General features: G+C 72.3%; 10 protein-coding genes. 9 read left to right on the forward strand and 1 reads right to left on the reverse strand.

The window, feature by feature from the left end; all coding sequences use genetic code 11:
- Positions 1-56 precede the first annotated feature (56 nt).
- Positions 57-1,148, reverse strand: a complete 1,092-nt coding sequence (locus CLV71_RS05645) for a hypothetical protein (protein ID WP_208297402.1) — start codon at positions 1,146-1,148, stop codon at positions 57-59.
- A gap of 151 nt (positions 1,149-1,299) precedes the next feature.
- Between CLV71_RS05645 and CLV71_RS05650 the strand changes: the two genes are divergently transcribed.
- The 9 genes from CLV71_RS05650 to CLV71_RS05690 are packed head-to-tail and all read left to right on the forward strand — an operon-like array spanning position 1,300 to position 19,840.
- Positions 1,300-1,995 carry a formyltransferase family protein gene (locus CLV71_RS05650; protein ID WP_208297403.1) on the forward strand — a complete coding sequence of 232 codons (696 nt, stop codon included), beginning with the start codon at positions 1,300-1,302 and terminating at the stop codon, positions 1,993-1,995.
- A gap of 24 nt (positions 1,996-2,019) precedes the next feature.
- Positions 2,020-2,814, forward strand: coding sequence for a 2OG-Fe(II)-dependent halogenase WelO5 family protein (locus CLV71_RS05655; RefSeq protein ID WP_133901526.1), 795 nt, complete (start codon positions 2,020-2,022; stop codon positions 2,812-2,814).
- Between the two features lies 1 nt (position 2,815).
- Positions 2,816-3,889, forward strand: coding sequence for a branched-chain amino acid aminotransferase (locus CLV71_RS05660; RefSeq protein WP_133901527.1), 1,074 nt, complete (start codon positions 2,816-2,818; stop codon positions 3,887-3,889).
- Between the two features lie 19 nt (positions 3,890-3,908).
- Entirely contained in the window at positions 3,909-4,088 is a 180-nt protein-coding gene (locus tag CLV71_RS05665; RefSeq protein ID WP_133901528.1) for an MbtH family protein, read from the forward strand.
- A 7-nt stretch (positions 4,089-4,095) separates the two neighbouring features.
- Positions 4,096-10,248: a non-ribosomal peptide synthetase gene (locus CLV71_RS05670; RefSeq protein ID WP_133901529.1), complete on the forward strand. Its 6,153-nt coding sequence runs from the start codon at positions 4,096-4,098 to the stop codon at positions 10,246-10,248.
- 13 nt (positions 10,249-10,261) lie between these two features.
- Positions 10,262-13,849 carry a condensation domain-containing protein gene (locus tag CLV71_RS05675; protein ID WP_208297404.1) on the forward strand — a complete coding sequence of 1,196 codons (3,588 nt, stop codon included), beginning with the start codon at positions 10,262-10,264 and terminating at the stop codon, positions 13,847-13,849.
- Positions 13,843-15,198: a serine hydroxymethyltransferase gene (locus CLV71_RS05680; protein WP_133901530.1), complete on the forward strand. Its 1,356-nt coding sequence runs from the start codon at positions 13,843-13,845 to the stop codon at positions 15,196-15,198. The genes CLV71_RS05675 and CLV71_RS05680 overlap by 7 nt, the downstream gene beginning before the upstream one ends.
- Positions 15,199-15,212: 14 nt before the next feature.
- Complete coding sequence (locus CLV71_RS05685) at positions 15,213-19,049, forward strand: non-ribosomal peptide synthetase (RefSeq protein ID WP_133901531.1); 3,837 nt, start codon at positions 15,213-15,215, stop codon at positions 19,047-19,049.
- Positions 19,046-19,840, forward strand: a complete 795-nt coding sequence (locus tag CLV71_RS05690) for a homoserine O-acetyltransferase/O-succinyltransferase family protein (protein ID WP_208297405.1) — start codon at positions 19,046-19,048, stop codon at positions 19,838-19,840. The genes CLV71_RS05685 and CLV71_RS05690 overlap by 4 nt, the downstream gene beginning before the upstream one ends.
- The last annotated feature ends 171 nt before the right edge of the window (positions 19,841-20,011 follow it).

Raw genomic sequence — 20,011 nt, forward strand, 5'->3', positions numbered from 1 at the left:
CCGTGCGTCCTCTGGAGACGTTGCCCTGAGGTGCTGGAGGTAAACCCGCTCGCGCGTCACGGGCCGAACGCACGCAGGTTCAGACGTGTCGCCATGATCGCGAACCACGCGACGGACTCGTCGTTCCTGTCGAGGTTCGCGCGGGCGGTGTCGCACCAGTTCCGGCGGTTGAGCACCGCGAGGTACTGCCGCACGATCTCGTCGCGTTGGCCGGTGGTGCAGCCGCACTGGGCCGGCGCCCTGGTCGTCAGGTAGTAGGCGATGACCGCGGCGTCGAGGTATCGGTTCCTGGTCGGCGCCTGCCTGCCGAGATGAGCCGCGTGTGCGGCGAGGACGACGGGTGCGGGCGGATAGTGTTCGAGCGTCGTACCCATGCCGTCGCAGTCGGTCATGATGCGCAGTACGCGGCCGGTGTGGTCGACGAGGTCGTCGTCGATGTCGGTGCCGGTGATCGCTTCGTGCAGGTGCGTGGCCGTGGCGACCTGGCCCGCGAAGTAGGCGTTGAGGAAGTCGCCGTCGCAGGCGTTGCGGAGCAACCACCCACGCGAGGTGCTCCCTCCGCGCCCGCAGAGTTTCTCGATGACGTGGACCCGTCCCCAGCCGGTGACCCGCTGGCCCAGCCACTGCAGGGCCTCCCCACCACCCCTGCGTCTGCCCAGCGCCTCGGCCGCGAGCGGGCCGAACGTGTGCGACAGCAGTCCGATGGTCTGGATCAGCGGGATGTCCTCCTCGGTCCAGTCCGAGGCGAGCAGCGCGAGTCCGACGACGGCCGAGCAGCGGTCGGTGCTGTGGCGCACGAGCCAGCGGCCGGTGTGCCGCACGCGCTGCCGGTCCGCCCGCAACGCCGCCGCGTTGACGTGCGCGTTGTCGAGGAACGGGACGAGGACATCGTGGAACGCGTCGACGAGTTCGCCTGCCCGCGCGTCCGGGTCGGCGAAGTGCCTGTCGAGGATGGCGGCGACGTCGGCGCCATCCAGGCGCTGGTCCGCCCGGGTCCGCGGTCGCTTCCCGCGGTGACGTTCCTCGTCGGGGAAAGGCGCACCGTCACGCGGCAGGGGCGAGTCCGGGGTTTGCTGGTGCAGACGCAGCGCGTGGCGGAACAGAGTGGTCCGGGAGCCGAGCGGCACCGGCTCGGTCGTCTCGCTCACCGGCGGACTGAGGACTCGATTCTCTCGATCATGGCCGACATCATGGCAGGCCCTCCCCCTCAGGGCAACGGGCCGGGCGGCGGACACCGGGCAGACGCACACGCACACCCGCATGTGCCGGAAATGTGCGGGGGCCGCACAACATCGTCGTGTGAATGTTTTCCTCTCCGGGCAGGGCGGGTTCGCGGTGATGGTTGCCGAGGCGTTGCTCGGTGCCGGTCATCGGATTCTGGGCACGGCGTCGCCTCGGGTGCGCAAGGGGTATTCCGACGATGTCGAGGCGATTTCGTGGGACCGGCTGAGGTCGTGGTCGTTTCCCCGCAAGGTGCCGTGGGTCGACGCGCGTGAGCTGCGGGCCCAGCACATTCCCGACAAGGTCGACATCATCGTCGCCGCGCATTCGCACGCCTTCATCGGCAGGCGGACGCGGGCGCGGGCCTCGGTCGCCACCATCGGCTACCACCCCAGCCTGTTGCCGCTGCACCGCGGTCGTGACGCGATCCGCTGGACCATCCGTGACGGGGACCGCGTCACCGGCGGCAGCGTCTACCACCTCACCGAACGCACCGACGGCGGGCCGCTCGCCGCCCAGGAGCACGTCATCGTGCCGCCCAGGTCCACCGCGTCGAGCCTGTGGCGCGACCACCTGGCGCCACTGGGGGTCCGGCTCCTGCTCCGCGTCGTCGACGACCTCGCCAACGGCATCCGGATCGAGGTCCCGCAGGACGAGGGCATGGCGACCTGGGAACCCGCGATGGACGCGCCGCCGCTGTTCAAGCCGGAGCTCATCGCACTGCCCGGCGCCGCCGTGACCAACGGGAGCAAATGGGCACTCGTCGACCGGTGACCGTCCGATAGAGAAAGGTTTGCCATGTCCATCAACAGTCGGCTCGCCACGGTGAACGTGCTCGACCAGAAAGTGCTCGGCGCGCTCTTCGATGGCGACGTCATCGCCATTCTGGTGCCCAAGTTCTACGACTCCCTCTACTGCAAGAACCTCGCGGCCAGCTTGTACCAGTCCATCGACAACGAGTCGGTGTCCGGCGGTATCTACGACAGCGACATCGACTCGTACTGGAACGTCATGAACGACGAACAGCGGCGCGAGCGTTACTTCTCGATGGCGCTGTCCTCCCAGGACCGGCTGCGCAGGCTCAGCACCCCGTACCCCTCACCCATCGACCTCCTGCGGCTCGCCCTGGACGAGGCGTGGGCGGGCGGCGCGACACTCATGACGATGGCCGGCCGCAAGATGCCCTTCGGCATCACCCGCCTGTGGCGCACCGGCAGCGAGGGTCTCCCGCACCAGGACGCGTTGTGGCGCGAGGTCGGCCGCATCGACGAGGTCGCCGGGCTCACCGGCCAGCTCGGCGTCAACGTCTACCTCGACACCGCCGACGAGGGCGGCGAGCTGGAGACCTGGGACCGGGTGATCACCGACGAGGAGTACGCGTCCCTCGCAGGCGAGTACCCGGGCAGCTACGGCTACCCGCGCGAGATGCTGCCCGAGGAGTCGCTCCTGGTCACGCCGCGTGTCGGTGACCTCGTCCTCATCAACACCATGCGGGTGCACGCCATCCGCGCGATCACCCGCGGTCAGCGGATGACGATCTCCGGCTTCGTCGGCAGCTCCGGCACCGGCGCCCCGCTGAAGTGCTGGAGCTGACATGACCTCGACACTGGCTTCCCCGGACCTCAGGCGGCGCCTCGAGGGCATCCAGCTCCCGGACCCGCTCGGCTTCGGCACCCTGATGGCGCCGGTCATGGCCATCGCCCACTACCGCGACGGCGCGTGGGAGGACGTGCGCCTCGACGCGCTCGACCCGCTGTCGCTCGCCCCGCACACCCAGGCCCTGCACTACGGCCAGGCGATCTTCGAGGGCATGAAGGCCTACCGCAACCTCGGCACGGACCTGCCCGGCACAGCCCTGCTCTTCCGGCCCCACGAGCACGCCAGGCGGTTCAACCGCTCGGCCACCCGGCTCGGCATGCCGGAGCTCGACGAGGACGTCTACGTCGCCACCCTCGAACGCCTGGTGTCCACACTGGACGCGCTGGTGCCCGAGCGGCAGGGCCAGTCGCTCTACCTGCGTCCCACGATGTTCGGCGCCACCGCACACCTCTCGGTCGTGCCGTCCACCGAGTACTGCTTCGTCGTGCTGGCCACGCCGTCCGACGCGTTCTTCACCGCACCCATCTCCGCGTGGATCGAGCGCCGCTTCAGCAGGGCCGGACCGGGCGGCACCGGCAACGTGAAGGCGGCGGGCAACTACGCCGCGAGCTTCGCGGCGGCGGCACCCCTTGCGAAGCTTGGCTTCCAGCAGCTGCTGTGGCTGGACGCGGTGCACCACACGCACATCGAGGAGTTCACCGCGATGAACGTGTTCGTGCGCAGGGGAGACACGATCCTCACCCCGCCGCTGTCGGACACGATCCTCGCGGGCATCACCCGCGACAGCCTGCTGCGGCTGGCAGGCTCGCTCGGCCTGTCGATGGTGGAGAAGCCGGTCGACGTGGCCGAGCTGGTCGACGCGATCGCCTCGGGCGAGGACGTCGAGGTGTTCGGCTGCGGCACCGGGGCCGTGGTCGCGCCGGTGGAGCTGATCGGCGACGAGACCGGCCTGCGCCTGCCGCTGCCGCCCTTCCCCGTGGCCACCCGCCTTCGCCGGCACATGCTCGACCTCCAGCACGGTGTCCTGCCCGCGCCTGCCGGCTGGCAGCGGCCCGTCCCCACCCGCTGAATCCCGCGAGGACCTTTCCATGAGCGAGATGTCGTACGTCGTCGTGACCAACGCCGAGGAGCAGTACTCGATCTGGCCTGCCCACCGCGAGCCGCCGCAGGGCTGGACCGCGCGCACGGCCGCGGGCGACAAGGAGTCGTGCCTCACTCACATCCGCGAGCACTGGGTGGACATGCGCCCGAGAAGCCTGCGCGGGTGAGGACGACGTGAGTGAGTTCCCGGCCTCGTCGGCCCAGCAACGCATGTGGTTCCTGCAGAACCGGCACCCGGACACGCGTGCGTACCACGTGACCGAGGCGGTCCGGCTGCGCGGGCCGCTGGACACAGGCGCTCTCGAAGCCGCCGTGGCGGCCATGATCGAGCGGTACGAACAGCTCCGCGCGGTCTTCGACCACCGCGACGGCGAGCTGGTGCAACGGATCCTGCCGGTTAGGTGCCACCTGGCCCGGGCACGGGTCGCCCGCGACGACGTGGACGCCTGGCTCGCCGCGGAGACCGACCGCGCCTTCGACCTGACGGCCGGTCCGCTCCACCGCGCCACGCTGCTGGAGCTGGGCCCGGACGACCACGTGCTGGCGCTGTCGATGCACCACATCGTCACCGACGGGTGGTCGTCACGGCTGCTCTTCGCCGACCTGGGCGCCGCCTACCGGGGCGAGGCGCTGGGCGAGGCCGGGAACTACCGCACAGCCGTGGCACGGGAACGGGCCTGGCTCGACTCACCCGCCTACGCCGCCCGGCTCGACGCCGCCGCGGCGGCACTGGCCGGCGCGCCGTTCGCCCTGGAGCTGCCCACCGACCACCCCGGCGGCGCGGAACCGGCGCGGGCCGGCACGGTCCGGGTGCCGCTGCCCGAGGAGCTGACGGCCGGGGTCACGCGGCGGGCGGGCGAACTCGGGGTCACGCCGTTCATGCTGCACGCCGCCGCCTACGCGGCACTGCTCGCACGCCACACCGGGCAGGACGAGCTGGTCGTCGGCCTGCCCTCGGCCGGTCGCGAGCACCCGCCCTCGAGCGAGACCTACGGGTTGTTCGTGAACACGGTGCCGCTGCGCGTCCGGCTCGAGGCGGGGGACCGCTGGACCGAGCTCGTAGGTCGCGTACGGGACGCGGCGCTCGCGGCCTACGAGCTCGCCGAGGTGCCCTTCGACCGGCTCGCCGCCCGGCTGGGTGGCGCCCCGGTCGGCGCGATGCTCGTGGTCCAGCCGGACGACGTGCCGCTGCCGGACCTGCCCGGTGTCGAGTCGTCCTGGTGGTTCGTGGACAACCGGCACACCAAGTTCGACCTGGTGCTGCACCTCGACCGCGCCACCGCCGTGCGGCCCGGCGCCGACGAGCCGGAACACGGTTGGTACGCCACACTGGAGTACCCGGCCGACCGGGTCGAGGCGGCCCGCGCGAGCCGGCTCGTCGACCACTACCGGCGGCTCCTCGCCGCCCTGGTCGACGACCCGGACACCCGGGTCACCGACCTCGACCCGGACACCGAGGCCGAGCGGGCACTGCGCCTGGCGCACCACCGGCTGGCCGAGGCCCCCGCGCCGCTCGACCCCGTGGCCGCGTTCGGCCGGCTGGCGGCGCGGCGTCCGGTCATGCCCGCCGTCTGGGCCGGTGGGACGGCCGTCGGCTACGGCGTCCTGGCCGATCGGGTCGGCGCACTGCACGCCGCGTTGCTCGTGGCCGGGGTGCGGCCCGGCGACCTCGTGGGCGTGTGCCTGCGCCGCACGCCCGACCTGGTGGCCGCGCTGCTCGCGATCCTGCGCTGCGGTGCCGCGTACGTGCCGCTCGACGCGGGCTACCCACGCGACCGGTTGGCGTTCGTCGCTCAGGACGCCGGCTGCGTGCTGATCCTCACCGAGCCGGCCACCGAGGGTGTGCTGCCTGCCGGTGTCGCGCCCCTGCTGGACGTGCGGACCGTGCCTGCCGCCGCGGCGCCACCGGCCGTGGCCGTCGTGCCGGAGCGGACGGCCTACCTGATCTACACCTCCGGGTCGACGGGCCGCCCCAAGGGCGTCGCGATCCCGCACCGCGCACTGCACGCCTTCCTCGGCTGGGCCGCCACACAGTTCGGCCCGAACGACCTCGCCGTCGTGCTGGGCAGCACGTCCATCTGCTTCGACCTGTCGGTGTTCGAGCTGTTCCTGCCACTCGCCACAGGCGGCTCGGTGCGGCTCGTCGACGACGCGACCGACCTCGTCACCACTGCGGGGCCCGCGCCGACACTCGTCAACACCGTCCCGTCGGCCATGGCGGAGCTGCTGCGGGTCGACTCGCTGCCCGAGAGCACCCGGGTGGTCAACCTGGCGGGGGAGGCCCTGCCCAGGACACTCGTCGACCTCGTGCACGCCGAGCACGACCGGGTGCGCGTGCACAACCTGTACGGGCCGTCCGAGGACACGACCTACTCCACGTGGACCGAGGTGCCGCGCGGGCACGCCGGGGAACCCACGATCGGCAGGCCCGTCGCGGGCACCAACGCCTACGTGCTGGACGAGCGGCTCGACCCGGTCCCGGTCGGGGTCTCCGGCGAGCTGTACCTCGGCGGGCTCGGGGTCGCGCAGGGATACCTGGGCAGGCCCGACCTGACCGCGGAACGGTTCCTGCCCGACCCGGTCACCGGCGGGCGGATGTACCGGACCGGGGACCGCGTGCGGATGACCGAGTCGGGGGAGCTGCGTTACCTCGGCCGGTACGACCACCAGATCAAGCTCCGCGGGTACCGCATCGAGACCGGCGAGATCGAGAGCCGGGCCCGCACGTGCCCCGGCGTGGCGCAGGCCGTGGTGGCGCCGAAGGTGGTCGGCGACACGACACACCTCGTCTGCTACTGGACCGGCGCCGCGGACACCGACACCCTGCGTGCCGCGCTGGCCGCCGAGCTGCCCGGCTACATGCTGCCCACCTACTGGGTGCCGCTCGCGGAGTTCCCGGTCAACGCCAACGGGAAGACCGACCGGGCCCGCCTGCCCGAGCCGGTGCGCGAGGCCGGGGACACCGCGCCCACGACCGGCACCGAACGGGTCATGGCCGAGCTGGTCGGACAGGTCACCAAGGCGGGCGAGGTCGGTGCCGACGCCGACTTCTTCGCCCTGGGCGGGCATTCCCTGCTCGCCATGCGGCTGATGGTGGCGGTGCGTGAGCGGCTCGGGGTCGAGATCTCGCTGGCCGACATCTTCGCGGGCCGGACTGTGCGGGCACTGGCCGCGCGGGTCGACCAGGAGCTGGCGCACCGGCCGAGCCTGCCGCCGCTTCGCCGCCGCGCCGGCAGCGGACCCGCGCCGCTTTCCTTCGCGCAGGAACGCATGTGGCTGGTCGAACAGCTGCGCCCGGGGACCGCGATGCTCAACATCGGCTCGGCCCTGCGCCTGGAGCACCTCGACCGGCCCGCGCTGCACCGCGCGCTGCGAGCGCTGACCGACCGGCACGAGGCGTTGCGGCTGCGGGTGGACCGGGGAGAGGACGGCCGCCTGCGCCAGTGGGCCGTGGACAGCCGGCCGGTGCCGCTCCACGAGGTCACCGCCGCCGGGCAGGCAGAGGTCGACCGGCTGCTCGCCGAGGCCGTGGCCACGCCGTTCGACCTGGCCACCGAGCCGCCCGCGCGATGGCTCCTGGTCGTTCCGGCGCCCCGGGCGACCGAGGAGTCGGCCGACACGGAGGTGGCGGTCGAGGAGCCTGCCGGTGCGGTACTGGCCCTGGTGATCCACCACGTCGTCGCGGACGCCCGGTCGGTACGCCTGCTGTTCGACGAGCTGCTCGCCCACTACGGCGGCACCCCGGTCGGCGACGTGCCGGTCTCGGTGCTCGACCACGCCGAGTGGCAACGCCACCTGGACCTGTCCTTCCGGCGCGACGTCGACTACTGGCGGGAACGGCTGGCCGGGCTGCCGGAGCGGTTGCCGCTCGCCTTCGACCACCCGCCGGCCACCGCCGTGTCGTACCGGGGGGCCCGGGTCACCCGGCGGCTGCCCGCGCAGGCGGTGGACGTGCTCGTCGCCGCGGGCGGCACCACGCCGTTCATGACGCTGCTGACCGTCTACCAGGCACTGATGTCACGGCTGTCCGGCCAGGACGACGTCGTGGTCGGCACCCCGATCGCCAACCGTGACCAGGCAGGCGCCGAGGACCTCGTCGGCTGCCTGCTCAACACGCTGGCGTTGCGGGCCGACCTGACCGACCGGCCGTCGTTCACCGAGCTGCTGGCGCGGACCACGGACAGCTGCGTCGAGGCGTTCGACCACCAGCTGGCGCCGTTCGAGCTGGTGGTCGCCGCACTGGACGCGGCGCGGACGGTCGAGCACACGCCGGTGTTCCAGACCATGTTCGTGCTGCACGGTGAGCAGGAGCGTGGCGCGTGGTCGGACATCCCGCCGGTCGCGACCCAGTACGACGTGACGCTGATGGTCCACCGCGACGAGCGGGGCTGGTACGCCGACTGGGACTACCGCACCGACCTGTTCGAGCCGGAGACGGTGGCACGCTTCGCAGGCGCGTTCGAGGCGTTGGTCGGCCAGGCCGCGGCCCACCCCGACCTGCCCCTGCACCACCTGCCGCTGTGCGACCCGGACACCGAGCGGCGGCTGCTGTCACTGGCCGGCCACGACGCGCCGGACGTACCTGCGCCCGCCACGTTGCCGGCGCTGTTCGCCGCACGGGTGGCGGCGCACCCGGACGCGCCTGCCGTGCGCGACGAGGACGGCGTGCTGACCTACCGCGAGCTGGACGTGGCGTCGGGCGGGTTGGCCGCGGTGCTGCTGGCGCGCGGTGTCCGTCCTGACGAGACGGTCGCGGTCGTCCTGCCCCGGTCGCGGGCGTGCGTGGTCGCGTTGCTGGCGGTCGCCAGGGCAGGCGCCGGTTTCCTCTGCCTCGACCCGGGGTTGCCCTCGGCGCGGATGGCGTGGCTCGCCCGCGACGCGGGCGCGGTACTGCAGGTCACGAACGCGGACATGGCCGACCGGGTCGACGTCCCCGCGGTGCTGGTTTCCGAGACCACCGACGGCCCCTGTGACGCCGACGGCCTCACCCCCGACCACCTCGCGTACGTGATCTACACGTCCGGCTCCACGGGCACGCCGAAGGGGGTGCTGCTGTCGCATCGCGGCCTGGCGCAGCTGCTCTCGTTGCACCGCGACAAGTTCGCGGTCGGGCCGGGTTCGCAGGTGCTGCAGTACGCGCCGTACTCGTTCGACGCGTCGGTGTGGGAGTGCGTGATGGGGGTGCTGTCGGGGGCGTGCCTGCACCTCGCCCCGGCGGACGCCCTGCTGCCGGGGGCGCCGCTGGCGGCCACCCTCGCGGAGCGGCGGATCACGCACGTGACCATGCCGCCGTCCAACCTGGCGATGCTCGAGACGGTGCCGGACAGCCTGGCGCACCTGGTGCTCGCGGGCGAGGCGTGCCCGGCGGAACTGGTGCGGCGGTGGGGCGGACGTGTCCACCTGTGGAACGCGTACGGCCCCACCGAGGCCACGGTGTGCGCCACGATCCAGGACTGCGCAGGCGTGCCGGACGGACAGGCACCGACCATCGGCACGGCGTTTCCCGGCGCGGAGGCGTACGTGCTGGACGCAGGCATGAACGTGGTGCCGCCGGGTGTGCCGGGCGAGCTCTACCTCGGCGGACAGGGACTTGCCCGTGGGTACCTGAACCGCCCGGAGCTGACGGCGACCGCGTTCGTGCCCCACCCGTGCACGCCGGGAGCCCGGCTCTACCGGACCGGCGACCTGGCACGCCTGACCGCGACCGGGGAGATCGACTTCCTGGGCCGGGCCGACGACCAGGTCAAGGTGCGGGGCATCCGCATCGAGCTGGGCGAGGTCGAGCGGGTGCTCGTCGGGCTGGACCCGAGGGTGGCCGACGCGGCGGTGCTGGTGGCGGGCAGTGGCGGGGACGCGCACCTGATCGGGTTCGTGGCCGCGCCGGGGGATGTCGACCCGGCCGCGCTGCGGGAGGACCTGGCCGCCCGGCTGCCCGCGTACCTGGTCCCGGCGTGGCTGTCCCGACTGGACGAGTTCCCGTTGACCGGCAACGGAAAGCTCGACCGCCGCGCACTGGCGGCCCTGGCGGGCGACCATCGTCCGGCCACACGTCTGGTCGCGCCGCCGAGGGGCCCGGTGGAGCGTGAGGTGGCCGAGATCTGGCGAGAACTGCTGCCCGACAACGACTTCGGCCGGGAGGACAGCTTCTTCGCCGTCGGTGGCACGTCGCTGACACTGACCAGGCTGCACGAACGGCTGGACACCCACCACCCGGGCGCGCTCAAGCTCGTCGACCTGTTCCGCCTGAACACGGTCGCCGCGATCGCCGTGGCCCTGGCCGGTGCCGGCACGCCGGCGGAGACCGCCGCCGTCAGCATCCGATTCTGAGAGGGAGATCGTCATGCCCAGCTCCCCACCCATTGCGATCGTCGGTGTCGCCGCCGCGTTGCCGGGTGCCGGTGACGACCTCGCCGCGCTCGCCGAACTGCTCGACGCCCGGCGTGACCTCGTCGCCCCGGTGCCGGCCAACCGCCGTGCGGACGGCGGCCTCGACCAGGCTGCCGCGCTCGCCGAGTGCGCCCTGCTCGACCGGATCGACGAGTTCGACCACGCCTTCTTCGGGCTCTCCGCCCGTGAGGCCGGCGAGATGGACCCCCAGCAACGCCTACTGCTCTCCTTGTCCTGCAAGGCGATCTGGGACTCCGGCCACCCCCTCGCCGCCTTCGCGGGCACCAGGACGGCTGTCGTGTTCGGTGCGGCGAGCGAGAACTACTCGACGCTGCTGGAAACCGGGATGGTCACCGGGTCGCTGCCCGCCGCGCAGGCCGGCCGGGTCGCGCACACGCTCGACCTGCGCGGCCCGGCCATGACCGTGGACACCGCCTGCTCGTCCGCGCTGGCCGCCGTCCTCGAGGCGTGCCGCCGACTGGCCACCGGCGAGGCGGACTGGGCACTCACCGGCGGCGTCCGACTCCTGCCCGTGCCGCCTGCCGCCACCCCACCCGGCGCCGAGGGCATCGTGTCACCGACCGGCCGGTCCCGCAGCTTCGACGCCGCCGCCGACGGCACGGGGCTCGGCGAGGGCGGCGCCGTCTTCCTCCTCAAACCACTGGTGCGAGCCGAGGCCGACGGTGACCCCGTGCACGCCGTGATCCTCGGCGGCGCCACCAACCACGACGGCGGCCGCAGCAACGGGTTCGCCGCACCCAGCACCGAGGCGCAGGAGGAACTGCTCCTCGACGCGTGGCGTGCCGCCGGGATCAACCCCGGCTCGCTCGGGCTCGTCGAGGCGCACGGCACCGGCACCCGGCTCGGCGACCCCATCGAGTTCCAGGCGCTGTCCGCCGCGTTCGCCAGGCGTACCGAACGCACGGGGTTCTGCGTCCTCGGCTCGGTCAAGTCCAACATCGGCCACCTCGACTCCGCCGCGGGTGCGGCCGGGCTGCTCAAGGCCGTCGTCTCGGTCGGCACCGGCGCCCGTTACGCCTCCGCACACTTCGTCACCCCCAACCCCCTGCTGGACACCGAGAACTCCGCGCTGCGACTGCCGACCGGCACCGAGTCGTGGACCGGCCCGGGTCCGCGCCGCGCGGGGGTGAGCGCGTTCGGCCTCATCGGCACGAACGTGCACCTCGTGGTGGAACAGCCACCGCCCCGGGAGCCCGAGCCGTCGAGCGGGCTGCCGCTGCTGGTGCCCGTGTCCGCACGCAGCGAGGGCGCCCTGCGCAGGCACGCCGCCCGCCTGGCCGCACACCTGCGTCGCAACCCCGAGGCCATGGCCGACGTGGCCATGGTGCAGGCGGTCGGCCGCGACCACGAGCCGTGGCGTGCCACCATCCTCGCCGCCGACGCGGGCGAAGCCGTTGCGGCACTGGACAAGCTGGCCGACGGCACCCAACCCGTCGCCACGGCACCGGAGGCCGTCCCGGTGGTGCTGCTGCCACACGAGACACCGCCGGGAGCCGAGCGTCTCATCAGGACACTGCTCGACGCGGGCGTCTCCGACCGTGTCCTCATTGGACACGGTGCGGGAAACCACCTCGTCGACATCCTACGCGGAGAAGCCGACCCGTCGGCCACGCCACCGACCGAGGCGACACCACTGGACCCCACCCGGCTGGCCGCGGCCTTCGGATCGCTCGCACAGCAAGGCACCCCGGTGTGCGTGGCCCCCTGGCCCGGTGCCCTGACCAACCTGGCGAGCGACCTGGCCCCGGTGCACGTCCTCGACGCGGCACTCCCGCCACGCGAGGCACTCCTGGACCTCCTCGCCGCGCTCTACCGGGCCGGCGTGCCGCTCGACTGGGCACGCAGTGCGGCCGCCCTCGGCGGGTACGGCCGCCGTGCCTCGGTGCCGACCGCGTTGTTCGAGCCGATCCGGTGCTGGGTCACGGGTCCCCAGCCCGAACAGGGCGTCCTCGCCGACGAGGGCACCCGGTCCGAACGCGTCCTCGCCGCCATCTGGTGCGAGCTGCTCGGCACCCCGACCGTGAACCGCGAGGACGACTTCTTCGAACTCGGCGGCGACTCCCTCATGCAGACCCAGCTCGACAACGCCGTCGAGCGCGAGTTCGGCGTCACCGTCGAGCTGACCGACATCTTCGACTACCCGCGCCTGTGCGACCTCGCCGCCCACATCGACTCGCTCACCCCGCGGGAGCGGACAGGTCCCCGGCACGACCCGGCCCGCACGACGGCGCCTGCCACCCACTCGCAGCGCCGCATGTGGTTGCTCCAACAGCTGGACCCGAAGTCCGGCCTGTACAACGTCAGCACCGCGTTCGAGCTGTCCGGCCCGGTCGACGCCAGGGCCGTGCACCGCGCCCTCGACACCATCGCCGCACGACACGCCATCCTCCGCACCCAGCTGATCCACGAGGACGGTGAGCTGACCCAGCGCGTCGACCCCTCGGCCGGCTTCGAGTTCGCCGTCCGCTCCTTCGACGGCGACCCGACGACCGACCTGCGCGACCACGCCGCAGAGCCGTTCGACCTCGCGGAGCCGGGCGCGGCACGGGCCCTGCTGCTGCGTGACTGCGCGGACCCGGCACACAGCCTCCTCCAGCTCGTCCTGCACCACGCGATCTGCGACGAGTGGTCGATGAACCTGCTGCTCGACGAGCTGGCGGCCGAGTACACGGCACAACTGCGCCAGGTGCCCGCGGCGATCACCGAGCCGGCGCTGCAGTTCACCGACTGGGCCGCATGGGAGCACGAACGCGGCACGGACGACGACGCGGACTACTGGCGCACCCGTCTCGCGGGCGTCCCCGTGGACCTGCCGCTACCCACCGACTTCCCCTACGGCGCAAGGCAGGACGACCACGGCGCCTGGCTGCCGGTCGACGTGCCGGCCGAACTCGTCGCCAGGGCGAGGGAAGAGGCCAGGAAGGCAGGCGGCACCCTGTTCACCTGGCTGCTGACCGCCTACGCCGCCTGGCTCGCCCGCCTGACCCAGTCCGAGGACTTCCTGATCGGCGTCCCGGTCGCCGGTCGCCAGCACGCGAGCGCCGAACGCCTGCTCGGCTGCTTCGTCAACACCGTGCCGGTCCGGGTCGACGCGACCGGCGACCCGGGCTTCGCCACCCTGTTCGAGCGGGTCCGCGACTCCCTCAACGGCGCACTGGCCCACCAGGCCTACCCGTTCGACCTCATGGTCGACAACACGGGCGCCACCAGGGACGCCGCCCGCCCACCACTGGTACAGACCCTGCTGTCCCTGCAGGGCGACAGGAACAACGCGGAACGGCTGCTCGACGAGGTCCGCCTGCGCCCCCTGCGGGTCGACGCCGAGATCTCCTGGTTCGACCTGTCCGCGGTCCTGTGGGACGCACCGGACGGCGGACTCGGCGGGGTCGTCGCCTACCGCACGGCCCTGTTCGAACCGGACTCCATCAAGGGATTCCTGCGGGACTGGCTGGCACTGGCGGCGGCAGGCCTCGACCGCCAGGACGAATCGATCCACACGTTGCTGGAGGAGCCATGGTGAGCCTCGAGACCCTCACGGACACCAACCACCTGAGCCGCTACCTCGGACAGGGCATCGAGACCCTGGCCAGGGAGGACCCGGACGTCTACCGGCTGCTGGAACGCGAGCACGAGCGCCAGTGCGAGTCGCTGTCGCTCGTGGCCTCCAGCGGCGGCACCGACGCCTCCGTGCTGGCCGTCGCGGGCGCGAGCGTCGTCAACGTCACCGCCGAGGGCTACCCGGGCCGCCGCTACCACGCGGGCTGCCGCAACGTCGACGAGCTGGAGCGCCTCGCGGTCGAACGCGCGAAGGCCGTGTTCGGCGCGCGGTATGTCAACGTGCAGCCGCACTGCGCGAGCTTCGCGAACCACACGGTCATGCAGGCGTTGCTGGACCCCGGCGAGACGATCCTCGGGATGGCGCTCGACCAGGGCGGCCACCTCACCCACGGCGCGCAGGCCAACCTGTCCGGCAAGCTGTTCAAGGTCCACCACTACGGCCTCGACGACGACGGCCTGATCGACTACCGGCAGCTGTCCGAGCTGGCGCAGGCACACCGGCCCCGGCTGATCGTGTGCGGCACCACCTCCTACACGCGGGTGATCGACTTCGACCGCATCAGGGAGATCGCGGACGGCGTCGGCGCGTACGTGCTCGCCGACGTCACGCACATCGCCGGGCTGGTCGCGGCGGGCCTGCACCCGAGCCCGATCGACGCGGCGCACTTCACGACCACGTGCACGTTCAAACAGCTCTACGGCCCGCGCGGCGGCCTGATCATGATGGGCCGTGACGCGGACGCACTCGGCGACGACGGCAACCGCACGCTGTCCCAACGGATCCAGAGCGCGGTGTTCCCGCTCATGCAGGGCTCGCCGGAGGTCCACACGATCGCCGCCAAGGCCCGCGCGCTCGCCCGCCTCGCCGAGCCGTCGTTCCGTGCGCTGGCGGGGCGCATCCGCACGTGTGCCAACGCGTTGGCCGCGGCCCTGACCGACCGGGGCTACGACGTGGTCGGCGGTGGCACGGACAACCACATCGTGCTGTTCCGCGTGCCCGAGCGGCTGACCGGCGTGCTCGCGGAACGCGCGCTGGAGTCCTGCGACATCCTCGTGAACAAGAACAAGATCCCCGGCGACACCCGGGGCGCCACGGTCGCGAGTGGCGTGCGGCTGGGCAGCAACACCGTGGCACTGCGCGGAATGGGCCCGGCCGAGATGGTCAGGTGCGTCGAGCTGATCGACACCGTCCTCGCCAACACCCTCCCGTCGCAGGACGGCGGCCTCCACCTGCCCGACCTCGTCCGCGAGCACGTGACCGCGCAGGTCCGCGGCCTGTGCCGCGACTTCCCGCTGCCGTACGCCGCCTGAGCAAAAGGGTTGTCATGCCGAAGAACGTCGAAGCCGTCTACCCGCTTTCCCCGCTGCAGCAAGGACTGCTGTTCCACACGCTGAGCAGGCCTGGTGAGCCGACCTACTTCGAGCAGATCCGGTGCGTGGTCACCGGTCCGCTCGACCTGGCCGCCTTCGAACAGGCGTGGAACTGGGTCGTCGCACGCCATCCCGTGCTGCGGACCGCCTTCGCCTGGCAGAAGCTCAGGGAGCCGGTGCAGGTGGTCGGGCGCGCCGTGTCCGTGCCGTTCGACTGGGCCGACTGGCGTGACCGCACCGACCACGCTGCGGCGTGGGAGCGGCTGCTGCGCGAGGACCGGGAGCAGGGCTTCGACATGGCCCGCGCGCCGCTGATGCGGTTGGTGCTGCGGCAGATCGCGGACGAGGAGCACCTGTTCGTGTGGAGCCACCACCACATCCTGCTCGACGGGTGGAGCTTCGGGACCGTGCTGCACGAGGCACTGTCGTGCTACGCGGCGCTGGTGACCGACGGCACGCCACCGGACCTGCCGGCGCCGCGGCCGTTCGGTGACTTCATCCGCTACCTCACCGACCGGGATCCCGTGGCGGACACGGACTTCTGGCGCGACTACCTGGCCGGCTTCACCGCGCCGACCCGGCTCGCCGTGGACCGGGGGCAGGGCGTGCACGAGGGTGGCGGCGACGCCGAGGTCACCCTGTCGGTGACACTCGATCGCGAGACCAGCGCGTTGGTGCAGCAGAACTGTGCCCGGCTCGGCGTGTCACTCGGCGCGCTCGCGCACGCCGCGTGGGCCCGGCTGCTCGGCGCGTACAGCGGCGAGGACGAGGTGCTCTTCGGCTCCACCACGGCGGGCCGCCCGCCGGAGCTGGCCGGCGTCGAGCAGATGGTCGGCCTGTTCATCAACGCGGTGCCGCTGCGGGTGCGGATCGATCCCACCCAGACCGTGGCGCAGTGGCTGACCGAGATCCAGCGGGACCTGTTCCGCACGCAGGGCCACCAGTTCACGGGCCTCGCACGCGTGACCGAACTGTCCGAAGTAGAGCGTGGCAGGCCGCTCTTCGAGACGCTGCTGAGCTTCCAGAACTACCCCCTCGACGCCGGGCACACCGAGTCGTGGGCCGGGATCCGCCTGACCGACTACGGCTGGAGCGGCCCGACCAACTACCCGGTCGCCGTGCGTGCTTTCCCCGGCGACGAGATCATGCTGGTGCTCACCTACTACCGGCACCGGCTGGCCGACGAGACCGCGGAGGCCATGCTCGACCAGCTCCGCCTGCTCGTCGAACACCTTGGCGCGGCACCGGACCGGCCGCTGGGCGACGTGCCGGTGGTCGCGGGTCGGCACGCCGAGACGATCCTGCGTGACTGGAACGACACCGTGCGACCGTACGACCTGGACCGCACGCTGCACGGCATGGCCGAGCGGCAGGCACGGCTGCGGCCGGCGGCGGTCGCGGTCGTGGCCGGGGACGGCACGCTCACCTACGCGGAGCTGGACGCGCGGGCCAACCAGGTGGCACACCGGCTCGTCGGGCTGGGCGTGCGGCCGGGTGACCGCGTCGGCCTGTGCACGGACAAGTCCACGGCCACGGTCGCCGCCATGCTGGGCGTGATGAAGGCAGGCGCCGCGTACGTGCCCCTCGATCCGTCCTACCCGGCCGACCGCATCGCCTACATGGTCGGCGACGCGCGGCTGCGTGCCGTGGTGACCTGGGGGAGCGGCACGGCGGCCATGCGTGGCGCGTCGTTGCCGCTGCTGGCACTCGAGGACGTGGGCGACGCGTCGACCGCGCCGGTGGACGTCGACGTGTCACCGGACGACGTCGCCTACGTGATCTACACGTCCGGTTCGTCCGGGCGCCCCAAGGGAGTCGTGCTCGACCACCGGGGGCGGGTCAACAACATCGAGGACTACTGCGACCGGTTCGCCATGGGCCCGGACGACCGCACGCTGTGTGTGTCGTCGCTGAGCTTCGACATCTCGGTCTGCGACGTCTTCCAGAGCCTGAACTCCGGCGGCCGCCTGGTGTTCCCGCACGCCGGCCGCGAGAAGGACCCGGAGCACTGGCTCGACCTGATCGCCGCCGAGGGCATCACGCTGTGGCACTCGGCCCCCGCGCTGATGGACGCGTTGCTGGACACGGTGGCCGACGCCGGTGTCCGTCCCGACACCCTGCGGCTCGCGGTGCTCGACGGCGACTGGATCCCGCTGACACAACCGGACCGGGTGCGTGCCGCGTCCCCCGGGGTGGCGTTCGTCAGTGCGGGCGGCGCGACCGAGCTGTCGGTGGACTCGGTGACCCACCCCGTCGGCGAGGTCGACCCGGCGTGGCGGAGCATCCCGTACGGCAGGCCGATGGCGAACCAGACCGCGTACGTCCTCGACTCGCGGATGGAGCCCGCGCCGGTCGGCGTCCCGGGAGAGCTGCACCTCGGCGGAGTCGGTGTGGCACACGGGTATCTGGACCGGCCGGAGCTGACGGCGGAGAAGTTCGTGCCGCACCCGTGGCCCACGCGGCCCGGCGAGCGCCTCTACCGCACCGGCGACCTCGCCAGGTTCGGCCACGACGGCACGATCGAGCTGCTCGGCCGGATCGACTTCCAGGTCAAGATCCGCGGTATCCGGGTGGAGCTGGGCGAGATCGAGGCGGTGCTGCGCGAGCACCCGGCGGTGTCGGCGTGCCTGGTGTCCGCGGCGACGGACGCGGCGGGTGACCGGCGGCTGGTCGCACACGTGGTGGCCGAGGAACTGGACGCGGCGGGGTTGCGTGCCTGGCTGCGGGAGCGGGTGCCCGAACACCTCGTGCCGGAGGCGTTCGTGCGGCTGGACCGGTTGCCGCTGACCGCGAACGGCAAGGTGAACCGCCGTGACCTGCCCGCACCGGAGTTCGGCCGCCGGGTCCGCGCCACCGCGGTCACGCCACTGGAGACGACGCTCGCCACGCACTGGGCCGGTGTGCTCGGCCGGGACGAGGTCGACGTGGAGACCAGTTTCTTCGACCTGGGTGGCAACTCGCTGAAGGCGTTGCGGGCCTGCCGGGTGCCGGGCCTGTCGGTGCCGATCACCGCGCTGTACCGGTACCCGACCGTGCGGGCGCTCGCCGAGCACCTGGGGCAGGGCAGGCAGGACCGCGACCTGCTGGTCCGGCTGAGCGCGGCCGACCGGGGGTCCGCGGTGATCTGCGTGCCGTACGGCGGCGGTCATGCGGGCGTCTACCAGCGACTCGCCGACGAGGCGGGTGATCGCCTCGCGGTGTACGCGGTCCGGCTGCCCGGCCACGACGATTTCGCCGAGGCACCGCGCCCGATCGACGTCGTGGCGCCCGCGGTGGCCGAGGCGGCCAGGGCGCTGGGTGGCCGTCCGCTGCTCGTGTACGGGCACTGCGGTGGTGTGGCGCTCGCGACGGAGGTGGCCCGGCTGCTCGAACGTGACGGCGCCGACCTGCGTGGGCTGGTCGTGGCGGCGGCCTACCCGCCACCGGCTGGACACGTGCCGGTGGACCCGTTCGAGTCGGTGTCCGATGTGGAGCTTGCCGAGCAGTTCGCGAAGCTGGGTGGTTTCACCGATCTTTCCGAAGAGGACGCCCGTGTCATCGGCCGCCTGCTGCGCCACGACGGCGACGAGGCGAGGCGGTACTTCCAGCGTGACCTGGCCCCGCTGAGCACGTCGTTGACGTGTCTGATCGGCGACACCGACCCGCTGACCAGCGACCACGAGACCGGCTGGCACGGCTGGGCCAGGATCGCGACCCGGGTGCGGCGTGCGGTCGTGACCGGTGACCACTACTTCGTCCGCGACCAGCCCGCAGAGGTGGTCGACCAACTTCTGTCGGAGGTGGCGTCGTGAGCACGCTGGCCGTACTGAACCTGATGCCCGAGGCGGAGATCTACCTCGACTACATGGCGGGAGTGCTGCCGCCGGGGACCGAGGTGCGGTGGATCCGCCTGCACAAGCACGCGTACCGCAGCAGCAACCAGGACGTGCTGGCGCGAACGCACCGGTACTACGAGGACACCGACCTCGACGCGTGCGACGCGGTGCTGCTGACCGGGGCGGCGATGGACCTGAACCCGGACTTCACGGCGGCGACGTACTGGGACGAGGTGGTCGACACCCTGCGTGACGCGAGTGGGCGGGTCGGGTCGGTGGCCGGCGTGTGCTGGGGTGCGCAGGTCGTGGGGAAGGTGTTCTACGACATCGAGAAGCAGCACTTCCAGCACAAGGTGTCCGGCGTGTTCGAGATGACCAACCTGGCGCCGGAGCACCCGCTCATGCACGGCGTGGACGACCGGTACTGGCTGCCGCAGAGCCGGTACGCGCAACTGGAGCCGAAGGGGTTCGAGGCGGCGGTGGGGGAGGGCACGCTGGTCCCGCTGGACTGGTGCGAGGCGAGCGGCCACACCACGATCGCGTCGCCCGACGGACGTTTCGTGCTGCTGCAGGGACATCAGGACTACCCGACCGAGCGGCTCGGACAGGAGTACCGCGCCGCCCTGGAGCGGGGCGACGACCCACCGGTGCCGGTGAACTACGACCCGGACCGACCCGTGAACCGGTGGCGCGCCAACAACCGCGCCTTCTTCGCGAACTGGCTGGCGCTGGCCCACCAGCTGCGAACCGGCTCAGCGGGCGCATGACCGTGCGGAAGTCGGGTGTTCGTGCCGCAAGGACCTCGGCGGGTGCGCGGGACCTGGCTGCCGGGTTTGCCTCGGCGCCGGTGACCGCGTACTCGCCGATGCGGGCGACTGCGACGGATCCGGGCGAGAGGGCCTTGTTCGTGGACTGGCCGGTGCTGACCCATCAGCCTC

The sequence above is a fragment of the Actinophytocola oryzae genome, from assembly GCF_004364325.1.
In the GTDB taxonomy this organism is placed as follows: domain Bacteria; phylum Actinomycetota; class Actinomycetes; order Mycobacteriales; family Pseudonocardiaceae; genus Actinophytocola; species Actinophytocola oryzae.

Excerpts from the sequence above, each read along its gene's own strand:
- CLV71_RS05655 (WP_133901526.1), top strand. The coding sequence starts at position 2,020 with ATGTCCATCAACAGTCGGCTCGCCACGGTGAACGTGCTCGACCAGAAA.
- CLV71_RS05660 (WP_133901527.1), top strand. The coding sequence starts at position 2,816 with ATGACCTCGACACTGGCTTCCCCGGACCTCAGGCGGCGCCTCGAGGGC.
- CLV71_RS05665 (WP_133901528.1), top strand. The coding sequence starts at position 3,909 with ATGAGCGAGATGTCGTACGTCGTCGTGACCAACGCCGAGGAGCAGTAC.
- CLV71_RS05675 (WP_208297404.1), top strand. The coding sequence starts at position 10,262 with ATGCCCAGCTCCCCACCCATTGCGATCGTCGGTGTCGCCGCCGCGTTG.
- CLV71_RS05680 (WP_133901530.1), top strand. The coding sequence starts at position 13,843 with ATGGTGAGCCTCGAGACCCTCACGGACACCAACCACCTGAGCCGCTAC.
- CLV71_RS05685 (WP_133901531.1), top strand. The coding sequence starts at position 15,213 with ATGCCGAAGAACGTCGAAGCCGTCTACCCGCTTTCCCCGCTGCAGCAA.